Origin of the sequence: Streptomyces sp. NBC_00353 (assembly GCF_036108815.1) — a bacterium.
Lineage (GTDB): Bacteria > Actinomycetota > Actinomycetes > Streptomycetales > Streptomycetaceae > Streptomyces.
In genome coordinates this window covers 3067730-3080298 of record NZ_CP107985.1, presented here as the reverse complement: position 1 = coordinate 3080298, position 12569 = coordinate 3067730, and the positions used below count along the sequence as shown (strand labels likewise).

At 67.3% G+C, this 12569-nt stretch carries 9 protein-coding genes and 1 pseudogene; 6 read left to right on the top strand and 4 right to left on the bottom strand.

The annotated features are described in order from the left end of the window. Positions 1 to 26: 26 nt before the first annotated feature. Positions 27 to 545, bottom strand: coding sequence for a GNAT family N-acetyltransferase (locus OHA88_RS14090; RefSeq protein ID WP_267009727.1), 519 nt, complete (start codon positions 543 to 545; stop codon positions 27 to 29). Positions 546 to 1197: 652 nt separating this feature from the next. On the opposite strand from OHA88_RS14090, the gene OHA88_RS14085 reads away from it, so the two are divergent. The 4 genes and pseudogenes from OHA88_RS14085 (at position 1198) to OHA88_RS14070 (ending at position 4295) form a co-directional block, all read left to right on the top strand. Next, on the top strand, positions 1198 to 1659 hold the full coding sequence (locus OHA88_RS14085; RefSeq protein WP_328629684.1) for an SseB family protein: 462 nt from the start codon (positions 1198 to 1200) through the stop codon (positions 1657 to 1659). Continuing rightward, the gene (locus tag OHA88_RS14080) at positions 1656 to 1880 is read left to right on the top strand and encodes a hypothetical protein (protein WP_328625776.1); all 225 of its coding nucleotides are present in this window, start codon (positions 1656 to 1658) and stop codon (positions 1878 to 1880) included. Before OHA88_RS14085 ends, OHA88_RS14080 begins: the two co-directional genes overlap by 4 nt. Continuing rightward, a pseudogene (locus OHA88_RS14075) lies at positions 1814 to 3916 on the top strand (RHS repeat-associated core domain-containing protein); the annotation flags it as partial. The gene OHA88_RS14080 and the pseudogene OHA88_RS14075, both read left to right, overlap by 67 nt. Positions 3917 to 3944: 28 nt before the next feature. Continuing rightward, on the top strand, positions 3945 to 4295 hold the full coding sequence (locus OHA88_RS14070; RefSeq protein ID WP_328625775.1) for a hypothetical protein: 351 nt from the start codon (positions 3945 to 3947) through the stop codon (positions 4293 to 4295). Positions 4296 to 4571: 276 nt separating this feature from the next. On the opposite strand, the gene OHA88_RS14065 is transcribed toward OHA88_RS14070, so the two are convergent. Then, positions 4572 to 5303, bottom strand: coding sequence for a TioE family transcriptional regulator (locus OHA88_RS14065; RefSeq protein ID WP_328625774.1), 732 nt, complete (start codon positions 5301 to 5303; stop codon positions 4572 to 4574). Positions 5304 to 5361: 58 nt separating this feature from the next. Here OHA88_RS14065 and OHA88_RS14060 point away from each other — a divergent pair, with 58 nt between their 5' ends. Next, positions 5362 to 6579, top strand: coding sequence for an erythromycin esterase family protein (locus tag OHA88_RS14060; RefSeq protein WP_328625773.1), 1218 nt, complete (start codon positions 5362 to 5364; stop codon positions 6577 to 6579). A gap of 260 nt (positions 6580 to 6839) precedes the next feature. Here the strand turns inward: OHA88_RS14060 and OHA88_RS14055 are convergent, their stop codons facing one another. Both OHA88_RS14055 and OHA88_RS14050 read right to left on the bottom strand, forming a co-directional pair. After that, positions 6840 to 10598 (bottom strand): S8 family serine peptidase, encoded by a 3759-nt coding sequence (locus tag OHA88_RS14055; RefSeq protein ID WP_328625772.1) that lies wholly within the window; start codon positions 10596 to 10598, stop codon positions 6840 to 6842. An 82-nt stretch (positions 10599 to 10680) separates the two neighbouring features. Continuing rightward, on the bottom strand, positions 10681 to 10803 hold the full coding sequence (locus OHA88_RS14050) for a hypothetical protein (RefSeq protein ID WP_267000604.1): 123 nt from the start codon (positions 10801 to 10803) through the stop codon (positions 10681 to 10683). 328 nt (positions 10804 to 11131) lie between these two features. Here OHA88_RS14050 and OHA88_RS14045 point away from each other — a divergent pair, with 328 nt between their 5' ends. After that, complete coding sequence (locus tag OHA88_RS14045; protein ID WP_328625771.1) at positions 11132 to 12130, top strand: ArsR/SmtB family transcription factor; 999 nt, start codon at positions 11132 to 11134, stop codon at positions 12128 to 12130. Positions 12131 to 12569 lie beyond the last annotated feature (439 nt).

Below are 12569 nucleotides of genomic sequence, written 5' to 3'. Positions count from 1 at the left end.
CCGGAGCCTGACCGCCGATACCCCGATCACTCGGGCCCGGGCCGGTGCGCCCATTCCTGGTCGAGGATGCTGAAGACTTCGGAGTCACGCCAGCCGTCCCGGATCCGCGCGGTGTGCCGGTGTCGGCCCTCGTGGGTCATGCCGAGCTTGCCCAGCACCCGGGCCGATGCGACGTTGCGAGGATCGCAGGTCGCGTAGATCCGGTGCAGTCCTATCAGCCCAAACCCTCTGCCGAGAAGTTCCCCGCCGATGGCTGTGCCCACGCCTCGACCCCACACCCGAGGATGGACGAGATAGGAGATCTCGCCCTGGCGGTGGGCCAGGCTACGGACCTTCAGCTCGCCGATACCGACGAGTTCACCGTCGAGGCAGGCCGCATACACGAATCTCGTCTGCGGGGACTGCAACCGGGCATCCACCGCGCCTTGGACGAAGTCCCGCGTCTGTTCCTCGGTGTTCGGCCCCCACGCCTGGTAGCGGCAAGCCTCCGGCAGGCTGGCGAAGGCATGTACAGCGTGGCAGTCACCGACAACGAGCTCGCGCATAGTCACCGAGGTTTTGATCACGAGCCGATCCTGTCAGGCCAGCATCGCCAAATACCAGCACTCAAGTCGCGGGGCTCCTACACGATCAAGATCGCGTCATTATCGTGCGGCTACTCGTAAGGTTCTCGGTAGCCACGAGATCGCTCGATTCGATCTTGGGGTGAGACCCCGGCATGGTGCGCTAACACCGTGTCGGGGTCGTTTCGTTGTGGGCACCGTAAGCAGGGGCGACGACGCACCGCAAGCCGGTCCCGATTAGTCGTACTTGCTGGCCGTGACGGGGTGGGGAGGGTGGGAGGGGTTTACCAACCCCCTTGATTTTCCCGCTGGTTAAAGACGGTGCTCGCATCTCGGGGCTCGCATCCCGACCCCCGGATCCCGAAGCTCAAGCCTCGGCCGCCGCCCCCTCGCAGGTCCCCCGAAAGAGCGGAGCGCCGGTTCTGTGTCTCGAATCCCGGGTCTCGGGTTGCAAGCGCGCGCCACCGGCCGCTGTGACTCGTACGCCAACACTGCGTACGGGCTCCTGATCTGGTGGAACCGGACGGCACTGCAGCCGGTATCCGCCGAGGGGGTCACCGTCACAGCCACCGCATTCGGTCTGTACGCCACCTCACATTGCAGCTGTAAATTGGACTGTGTGATGATCTCCCCCATGACCATGGGTGGGGATGGAATGCCAGGGCAGCAACGACCGCTTCGTCTGGCCGACTTGGCGGGCCCGGCGCCCGCGCCGGGGGTAGCGGAAGAGGCGTCAGGCGTTGACGCTCGCAGAGAGTTCGCGGTGCTGCTGGGCGAGTTCCGGCGTGCAGCGGTGTTGGTTCCCCTCGATACCTCCGGGAGTCTGTGGTCGGCCGACCACAACGGCGTGCGTTGGATCTGCGCGTTCTCCGACGAGCAAGCGCTGGCCGGATTTGCCCGCGCACAGGGCGACGCCGATCGGGAGTGGACGTACCGGACGATCTTGGGTGCGCGGCTGCTGGACGTGATGGTGCCGCTGCTGCCGGGCCCGGCCGGGGTGGCGCTGGACGCGGGCAGTGCGGACGGGATGCTGTTCCCGCCCGTGGCCGGGATCGTGCCGGACGCGGTCGCGGTGAATCTCGAGGAGCCTGCATGAGCGGGGATCGGCCGGATCTGGAGGTCCCGCCGGAGGCGCTGGCGCTGATTGCGCAGGGGATCGACAAGGCACACGGGGAACTGAAGGACCTCGGCATGATCGGCGAGGCCCTGGCCGGTGCCGTAGTCCGCCAGGTTGAACTTCGCCCGGTCCGTCGCGGAGGGCGCGCGCGGACGGCCGTCGTTCCACTGCTGAGTACGACGAACTCGGTCTCCCTCTGAAGGTAACCGGCACGGATGACGGTGAGGGAAATTGCTTGTCCCACACCGACGCCATGGGTGCGGTCAGTTGCTTCGAATACACCGACTTCGACCTACTGGTGGCCCGCACCGAGCCGGACGGAGTGCGTTACGAATTCGACCACGACAGCAATCTCCAGCTGAAACAAGTCACCAACCCTCAGGGACTAGCCTGGAGTTATACCTACGACGCGGCCGGGCGCCTTACCGCCGAGACCGACTTCGACGGACGGACGCTGACCTACGCCCACGACCGCGCAGGCCGACTCACCACCCGTACCAACGGCGCCGGCGAGACCATCCGCTACGAGCACAACGAACTCGGACAGCTCCTCAGTAAGGACGCGGACGGCGCGGTCACCACCTTCGAGTACGACATCTTCGACCAGCTCGCCGTAGCCACCAGTGCGGACGCGTCACTGACCTGGCTGCGCGACCGGCACGGACGACTCAGGTCGGAGACCGTGAACGGGCGCACGCTCACCTACACCCACGACACGTTGGGGCGGCGCGTCTCCCGTACGACGCCATCCGGTGCGGTGAGCACCTGGAACTACGACGCGGTTGGCCGACGCAGCAGTCTCACAACCTCAGGCCGAAACCTTATGTTTGCCCACGATGCCGTGGGCCAGGAGACTGCCCGCCGCATCGGCGAGACGCTCACCCTCACGCACGAGTTCGACACGGCCAGCCGCCTCGCCGGCCAGCGGGTATCGGCCGGAGACCACAGCCTGCAGCATCGCACCTACGCGTACCGTGCGGATGGCAACCTTGTCGGCATCCACGATCAGATCTCTGGCAATCGCCGCTTCGAACTGGACTCGGCGGGGCGAGTCACCGCCGTTACCGGAGCGAACTGGACGGAGACCTACGCCTACGACGAAGCGGGCAACCAGGTCCAGGCTTCGTGGCCCGTCTCGCATCCGGGCCAGGAAGCGACAGGGGAACGCTCATACACAGGCACACGCGTCACCAGCGCCGGGCGCATCCGATACGAACACGACGCCCAGGGCCGCATGGTGCTGCGCCAGAAGACCAGGCTGTCCCGCACGCCCGACCCCTGGCGCTACACCTGGGACTGCGAAGACCGGCTCACTTCTGTCACCACGCCTGACGGCACCCGCTGGCGCTACGTCTACGACCCTCTCGGCCGCCGTACAGCCAAACAGCGACTGGCTGCCGACGGCGGTTCCGTGGTGGAGCAGGTCTCCTTCGTCTGGGATGGGACCAATCTGTGCGAGCAGATCACCGATGCAGAAGCGCTGCCCAACCAGGTCGCCCTCACTTGGGACCACGATGGCTTCCGTCCGTTGGCCCAGACCGAACGCATCCTGCCGACGGACTCCCTGCAGGGCACCGTCGACGAACGCTTCTTCGCAATTGTCACCGACCTCATCGGCACCCCGACCGAACTCATCGACGAGTCAGGCACTCTCGCTTGGCACACCCGCAGCACACTGTGGGGCACAACAACATGGTCCACGGCCAGCACGGCTTATACCCCACTCCGCTTCCCCGGCCAGTACTTCGACCCTGAGACAGGCCTTCATTACAACTACTTCCGCTACTACGACCCCGAGACAGCTCGTTACCTCACAGCCGATCCCCTTGGTCTGACGCCGGCCCCCAACCCAGATACTTACGTCGTCAACCCCCACACGTGGGCGGATCCGCACGGGCTTTCCCCTTGCCCCGAGGTTAACCCGAGAAAGCTTGACTATTTGTTCAATAAGGATATTAAGTATGATCTCCACAATGCGCCGCGGGCGATTCAGAATGCCAACCAGTTGAAGAGTATTGGGTTCCATGACACTCCGGCCTCTCGCCAGTTTGTTACCGAGCATCTAAAGTCGGCAACCGGTAACGGATTCTCGGAGAGGTTCACCAACGAGTGGGGGGATTTCGGTAAAGTCAAATCAGTTCTATTTGGTCGGTATGGAGCGCTGGGTGTAGAGAGCACGTGGCGGATGATGTCGGACGGTGGTCTGCGGCTTTCGACGGTGATCTTCCGCAGTTAGCGTATTACTTCCCCTCTAAGGAAATTTCATGCATAAAGAATTCGTAACTCCGGATCCCCAGGACATCGTCAACGCCCTGGGGGTGGAGGCTGAAATTACCGGTGACACTCAGCGGACCTTGAAGTTGATCGACGTCACTGGCGAAGATTTGATCTTCTCGTTCGACTCGATCGGCCAGTCGGTCAGCGTTTCTTGGTGTACCTCATCCGGTAGGGATATCCTGAAACTGTTCAGGGAGGGTGCAACGCTTTTGCGTATCGTCGAGGAGGGCGGAGAGACGCAGCTTCTGACTGAATTCGAGACTCAAGACACCACTGGTGAGCTCAGGGTGTGCATCTTTCCCGAAGTGAGCATTACCGATAATTCACTCTTTTCTTGATGGGCGCCGCGGTCACGCAGTTGCGCGCGAACGGTTTTCGACGTCCGCGACGAGGATGTGGCCCCGTCTCTTGCCGTTCGTGCGGCATCACGTCAACATGCTCGGCCGGTGCTCGTTCCGGCTCCCCGATCTGCCCGGTGGCCTGCAGCCCCTGGGGATCCGGCTGCGGTCGATGAGGAGTAGGGCTCGGCCCGGGACCAGGCCGACATCGGTGGACGGGGCAGCCGAGACGGAACCGTTGGTGACTCTTGTTCTGGTCGACCGGCGACCGAAGTCTCATCCGCGCTCGCGGAGGTACGTCTCCAGCTCTGCAGCCCCGGTCAGCATTGCCCGCCCGCGGGCGGACAGCCGACGGTGCCAGTCGCACAGTGCGGCCTCCAGCGGCTCCAGCCCGCCGGCCGCCCGCACCTGGGCGATCAGCGGGGCGATCTGCTCCAGCAGGTAGCCGCCCCGCCTGAGCTGGTGAGCGAGCCGGGCGTCCCGTACGTCGGCCTCGTCGTAGACGCGGTACCCGGTCCGCGGGTCGCGGCGCGGGCGCACCAGCCCGGCGCGCTCCCATTTGCGCAGCGTCGCGGGCCGGATTCCGAGCTTCGCTGCCAGCGGCCCGATGAACGTGTCGCCGGGCCCGGAAATCGCTGCTGGCTCAGACCCCACGCCGGGCTCCAGGTCGCGGAGGGCGCTGTCCACGGCCTGGAGGGTCTGTCGGTCATCGAGGAGCTGGGCGTGGCTCTCGTCGATGAGGCGGAACGCCCCATCGACCGCGCCCTGGTTCACGGCCCGCATGATCGACGTCGCCGTCTGGTGGCCGTGGCCGGGCACCAGGGCAAGAAACGCGCGCAGGGCCCCCGCGTGCAGCGAGGTATAGGTGCGGTAGCCGTGCGGTGTGCGGCCGGCGGCCGGAAGGATGCCGGCCTCCTCGTAGTTCCTGATCGCCTGCGTGGACAGACCGTGCCCGCGCGCCAGATCAACCGGCCTGAGCCGATCGCCGCTTTGAAGGTTTCTCCCCATGGAGCTGACGATATCGCGGGAAAGTTTCAACCGAAGGTTCAACGATACCGTTGAAGGTATGCCTACTGATATCGAGGACACCGCCCATGCCGTCGAGGCTGCCGCCGTCATGAGGCTGCTGCCGGCTCGGCCTCGGCTGCTCGCCCTGGGCGAGCCCACCCACGGCGAGGACGCTCTGCTCGACCTGCGCAACGAGCTCTTCCGGCAGCTTGTCGAGCAGGAGGGCTACCGGACGATCGCGATCGAGAGCGACTGCATGATGGGCCTGGTGGTGGACGACTACGTCACCTCGGGCACGGGCACTCTCGACGAGGTCATGGAGCAGGGAATCAGCCATGGCTGGGGCAGCTTCGCGGCCAACCGCGAGCTCGTGCGCTGGATGCGCGCCTACAACGTCCGCGCCGACAACGACGGCCGGCCCGCCTCCGAGCGGCTCCGCTTCGCCGGCTTCGACGGCCCGCTGGAGATCACCCACGCCGCGAGCCCCCGGCAGGCCTTCAGCGCACTTCACGGCTACCTTGCGGACCGGGTGGACGCGGACCTGCTCCCCTGCACCGCGGACACACTCGACCGCCTGCTCGGTGCCGACGACCGGTGGACGGATCCCGCCGCGATGATGGACCCGTCACAGTCCACGGGGCAGTCGGCCGAGGCCGGCCAACTGCGGCTGCTCGCCGACGATCTGGTGGCGCTGCTCGACGCGCAGACGCCGCACCTGAACACGGCGACCTCGCGGGACGACTGGGACCGGGCGCGACTGTACGGGCGCACCGCCCTCGGTCTGCTGCGTTACCACTACTGGATGGCCGCCACCTCACCGGCCCGCATGACCCGGCTGGTGGGCGTGCGGGACCAGATGATGGCCCACAACCTCCTTGCCGTCGCCGCTCGGGGCCCGGCACTCATTCACGCCCACAACTCCCATCTCCAGCGGGAGAAGAGCACGATGCGGATGGGCGGGATGCCGCTGGAGTGGTGGAGCGCCGGTGCGCTGGTGAGCACTCAGCTCGGCGAGGGGTACGCCTTCGTGGCCACGGCCCTCGGCACGATCCGGCACCAGGGAGTGGACACGCCGCCGCCGGACACCGTCGAAGGACTCCTGTACGCGCTCCCGCAGGACCGCTGCGTCATCGACGCCCCGCGGCTGGCCGCAGCCCTCGGCGATACGTGGCCCGCGCCCCGCGTATCCCCCTGGTTCGGCTACTCCCCGCTTGACCCGGCCCACCTGGCGGACAGCGACGGCATCGTGTTCGTCAGGGAAGTCCCGCAGAGCTAGTGCCACCATCAGCAGTCCGGCCTGTCGGAGCGCCTCGGATGCGCGGGAGGCGTCCCGGCCGTCGACGGCGAATACGACCGCTCAGCGCCGGTCGCCCCCGGCGCACCGGCATCGAGGTCGCAGTGACTCCGGGGTGTTGTCGCGGCCTGGCGGACCGGCGCGAGTGTTCGGTCTCTCCTCAACAGCAACGAAGAGGGGGCGAGGCCGCTGGATGCGGCCCCGCCCCCGTGCCGGTCAGCGAGAGCTGACCGGGTGGGCACTCACTTCAGGCCGAAGGCCCGGGTGATGCTCTGCTTGACAGTGTTGCCCTCGGTGTCGCCGGCGCTGGTGCGCAGCGTCACGTACCGCGCCTTGGCGGGGGCGTTCAGCTGGGTGCTCCAGCCCTGGGCGGTGTGGGTCAGGGCCGGGTGCTGCCACGTGACGCCGTCATCGTAGGAGACGTCCACGTTCACCGTTTTGATGGTGTCGGAGCTGGGGCCGCCCGGAAGGTGCGAGGGCGTGACGGTGATAGCGGCTCGGCGGCCTGTCTTGCCGGCGGCGTTCATACCCTCGACCGCGTAGTCGAGCTGGATCAGCGGCAGAACAGCGTAGGTACCGGGGTCGGGCCGCTGGGAGGTGAAGCCCCACTCGGTCCTGGTCGTGACCGAGTAGTCGTTGTCCCAGAAGCCCCGCATGTTCTCCGAGACCAGGCGGTAGGACTGCTTGTCGGGACTGTCCAGCGTGAGGGGGTACCGAGGGCTGCCGATGGTGTCGGTCGTGGAGTACCTGAGCATGAGGTCGCCCTGGTACATCTGCACACTGTTACGCACACCGGTGTTGTTGAGGGTCCTGCCGACGTGTCCGGATCCGGAGTCGGCCCAGCCCGGGATCACTGCCAGGACATCGTCGCCCACACGCACAGGCACGTAGTTGGCGTTCGACCGGGGACGCTGGATCGGCCCGAAGTACTCCAGGTGGGAGGTCGTGCCGGTCGGGTACCGCTTCACGGAGTCACTGCTGATCTGAAGCTGCTGATTGACATCGGCCTCTTCCACCCAGTCCGTGTCGCGCGACACCCAGTCGGTGCGCTCGGCCTGGGCGGGGGTGGGCAACAGGTTGGCTCCGGAGAAGCCCAGCCACACGGCGGAACGGAACTCCATGCCCCGCGCAGGCCGGTTGTTGCGGAAGGAGACATCCACCCGGTTGAGGTCACCGCTCTGCGGCCGGTAGGTCGGGTCCGCCGGGATGACGGCCTCGTGGTGGCTGATGTCGTAGAGGTAGTCCGTGGTCGGGTGGGAGGTCACCTTGAGCGCCGTGCTCCCGCCCTTCTGGATCCGGGCGATCAGCTCGTCGCCCTCGTCCGCGGTCAGCGAGGCCACCGTCAGGGGCGGCGGGTTCCCGGTCTCGGCCCAGGGATTGTCCAGGTCGGTGCCCCACGGGTCCAGGCGTCCGTCACCGTCGTTGACGACGAGCAACACCTTCGCTCCGGCCTTGGCTGCCTGCTCGGCCTGCTCGGCCGGCCCGACTGCATCGCTGCGCCGGACCACGACGGCCTTGCCCACGGCGTCGATACCGGCGTAGGCGGCGGCGCCGCCCTCCCCGGCATAGACGGCCGTGTACTGGCGCGTGCCCTCCTGGAGCGGGGTCTTTCCGCGCGCGACGATCAGGTCGTCGAAGTTGCGCGTGCCGGTCACGACCTTCAGGGCCGGCTCTGTCAGGCGCCAGTTACCGCCGAACCCGAACGTGCCCGTGGTGACCGGCTTGGTGGGCAGGGCCCAGACGCTGTCGTACCCGTTGTTGGGCCACCGCTGCAAGGACAGCCAGTTCCCGCTGTCGAACCCGCGGTAGAGGTCGATGCGGGTCTCGGCGAGGGTGGTCTCCTGCGGGGCCTGGGCGGACACCTGCTTGGCCTTGGAGGCGTCCAGGTCCACCGTGGTGTCCTGGTCGACGGCCACCTCCGGAACTGTCAGGATCGCCTTGCCCTTGGAGTGCGGCCCGTGCGCACCCTCGACATCGCTCTCCAGGCTCACGAGGTAGGTGCCGGCGGGCACCTCGACCGTGCCGGTGCCCGAGTCGTCCAGCTGCAGCGGCCCCATGAAGACCTTGTCGCTGATCAGGTACACATCGCCGGCCATCGGGCGGCCGCTGCGGTCCTTGCCGTTGAGCGTGAGGGTGTGGCGCGGGGCCTGCTTGTAGGCGCCGGTAATGGTATGGGCGAGCAGCGCACCGGACGCATCGGTGGCGAGGATCTGCCCCGAGGTCATGGTGTCGGCCTTCACGAGGCCGAAGTCGGTCGTGAGGGTTACCTTGCTGCTGCCGTGCGCGGGGACGGTGACCTGAGGTGCCGACAGGGTGAACGCGCCGGTGGCGGCACCGGGAACCTGGACCGCCAGGTCGAGGGTGACCGGACTGTCCCCGGTGTTGGTGTAGGTCACCTGCTTGTCGGACTTGTCGTCGGCCGGCGCCGTGGAGGCTCGGTAGCCGCCGTACACGCTGTCGGTGGCGAACACCGTGCTCTTGACGGCGGCGGCGACGTCGAGGCGGCCGCTGCCGCCCTCGTACGACGAGTACTGGGAGGTCTCCTTGGTGGTGCTGACCAGGCCGTCCTTGAGCTGCTGCCCGGTCCAGTCCGGGTGGGCCTCGGCGAGCAGCGCGGCGGCGCCGGCGACATGCGGGGTGGCCATCGAGGTCCCGCTCAGCGTCTGGTAGTAGCCCGCGCCGTCGGCGGCGTACTGCGAGCGTGCCGCCAGTACGTCGACGCCCGGTGCGGTCAGCTCCGGCTTCAGCCCGGCGTCGCCCTGGCGAGGGCCGGTGCTGGAGAACTCGGCGAGCCGGTCGGAGGTGTCCACCGCGCCGACGGACAGCGCGGCGTCGGCGACGCTGGGCGTCGAGACGGTGTGCGGGCCGCCGTTGCCGGCCGCGATGGTGAACAGCGCGCCGGTTTCGGCGCTGAGCTGGTTCACGGCCTCGCTCATCGGGTCGTGGCCGTCGCTGGGCCCGGCGCCCAGGCTCATGCTGATGACCTTGGCGTGCTGGTCGCGGGCGGCCCACTCCATGCCTGCCAGCACCCAGGACTCCTGGCCGGAGCCGTCATTGTCCAGCACCTTGCCGATATGCAGGCGCGCGCCGGGGGCGACGCCCTTCTCCTTGCCGTCGGAGGCGGCGCCGGTGCCGGCGATGGTCGAGGCGACGTGAGTGCCGTGACCGTTGTGGTCCTCGACGTCCTGGTCGGGCACGAAGCTCGTGCTCGCGGCCACCTGACCGACGATGTCGGGGTGTTGGGTGTCCACACCGGTGTCCAGCACGGCCACGTCGACACCCTGTCCGGTGTCACCGCCCGCCCACACCTGCGGTGCGCCGATCTGCGCGGTGGTGTCGGCCAGGTCGGCCTTGACCTTCCCGTCCAGCCAGACCTTCGCGATCCCGTTGCGCAGCTGGGGCTTGGCCCCTGCGCTGCGACCGCCGGCCGCCGCGGTCCCGCCGGTGAGCGAGGACCAGAAGTCTGCTGCCTTCGTCCGGTGCTCCGCCAGCGCCGCGCCCTGAATGCTGCTCAGGGCGAGGGTCCTGGTGGCGCCGGAGGGTACGGCCTGGGTCCGCGCGCGGACGGCAGCGTCGGTGTAGGTGACGATCAGGGGCAGGTTGCTGCTCTGCTCGTCCCCGTATCCGTCCGCCAGCAGCTTGGTGACGTTGAAGAGCTCGCGGTCCAGTTTCCCGGCGGCGAGGTACGGAACGGCGGCGTCCGGGTATACGTAGGTGTCCTTGCCGACCTTGTAGGTCGTAGCGCCGGTGAGCTGACCGTCCGCACCCTGTACGGAACGGGTGACCCTGCCGTCAGCGGCAGTGTTGACGGTGACTTTGTCGCCGGTCAGCAAGGTGACGGTACGTGAGGTCGGCTGGTGTGTCGCAGCGGCGGCGGAGGACCGGTCCGGTGCGCCGGTCCCCGGTGCTGCACTGGCGGACACGGCCTGCTGGGCCGTGAACACGGCCAGCACGACACCGATAGCCAGCGCCGCCCGTCTGCGGGCGGGTATGGAGGGCATACTGATTCCTTTATGGGCATGGCAACCAATTTTTCCGATGTGTTACACATCGTCAGGTTGCGCCAGATGAAGCCTGATCTCGTTATGGTGTTTTTCGGCTCGACTTCAGATCCTTGGCGTACTTGGGGTACGCCGGCTCGGGGCGCACGACGATCCGTGGCCCCTGCGGCCGGCCGACGAGGCCGACCGTGTCGGTGATCTCCACCGGAGCGGCGTCGCCGCGCGGCCTGCCCCTGGTCGGGGCATGGGAATGCTGCGCAAGGAGACCCCTCGAGTGAGGTGAAAAAGCAAGAGCGCGTACGTTGTCGGGCGTCCTCCGTCACCACCACCTGGGAGTGCGTGTGTCGACCGTGTGCCGGGCCCAGGGTTGCGTCGGTCATTTGACTGCATGACCAACTCGTGGCTGCTCAGGTACCCGTGCGCCGTCGACTCCTGCTGGCTGCGGGCTCAGCATCACTTGCGAACGCTACGAACTCGATGTGATTCGGCCTGGACCGAAGAACGACATTCCGGAAGGATCGCCTCAGGCTGTCATGGTCTACCGCATACACTTCACGGTTCAGGATCTGGCCCGGACTCGTGTGGCTGAGGCGCCGATGCCGCTGCACGAGCTGGAACTTGCAGCGCGAGCCCTGCAGAGCCGCAGCCAGCCCGCCCGACTCGACGCCTGGCGGCACCATGCTCGCGCGCAGCTGTCTGCCCAAGCGCGCATGGTCCTGACCCTCATGCCTGCTGTGGGATATTCGCCAGGCTTCCTCAGCCCCACCAAAGTGGGCGCTGTCGAAGACCTTTTGGAACAGGTACGCAGCACACCTCGCGAGCGGGTGAGGGCGAGTCTGCTGGAAACGGCGCATCATCATCCCTCCCTCCCCGAGTGGACTCACCACCTGGCAGACGATGCATCTTTGTTCGCTGAGCTCTGCACAGGACTCAGCCATCTCCACGCATGCCTGCTCGGTCCGCACTGGGACCAGTTCACGGAACACCTGGCGGTCGATCGAACCCTGCGTTTGCAGCAGTTGCTCACCGGCGGTGTCGAGCAGCTGCTGACCCAGGCCAACCCCCAGTGGATGCGGTGGAACCCGCCGGTTCTGGAAGTCCGGATGGTGAACGGAGCCGATCGTGACCTCTACCTGGAAGGGGAAGGTTTCTTGTTCGTTCCGTCGATGTTCTGCACACGCGCCATCGTCACCGACGGCCGGCCCGTTTCCGTGAGCTATCCCGCCGGCCAGGACCACCGCCCCCGTGAGCTCACCACCCCTGCTTCCGCGCCCGGTCAGGCTCGCTCCCCCGGTGTGTCGACGCTTCTGGGCCGCACGCGTACCGCGGTGCTCACCACCATCGCGGAGCACCAAGGCTGTTCCACCAAGGAATTGGCCGCTCGTGCAGGTATCGCACCTGCGAGCGCAAGCGAACACGCATCCGTTCTTCGCGAAGCCGGATTGATCCACTCTCTCCGTCACCGAAATTCCGTGCTTCACAGCCTCACCCCCCTCGGCCTGGCACTCCTCAACACCCCGGAGGGAGGGTGAGTTCCTCGACCTTGCGACTGCTCCAGCGGCGGTGATGCCCGCGAGGCGTACAGCCGGGGCGCGTCCCGGCGTCCACCGGATGGGCCAAGCCGCAATCGGGGGACGACCGGGTCCCCTCACCCGATGAGGTGCCGGGCCGCGACAACCCGCCGCGGGCGATCGGCGACTGATCGCCCCCTCGGTTCCAGGGGCCGGCCGCCCGTTCCACAGGGCGGCCGGCCCCTCCGTCCGGGCGGGCATGAAGCGGAGCTGCGGCTGCGCTTAAGAAAACCTCGATGGACCTGGGGCGCGGGGTACGGCAGATTTCTCCGTGACGGCAGAGGATGGTGCGCGGCAGCCGATCACCGCGCGCGCTGCCCATGCCGTCCCTCCTTCTTCCCCGGGCCGCAGGCTGCCGCAGGCATGCCCCCGGCCCGGGGCAATCACCACGTACCACGTA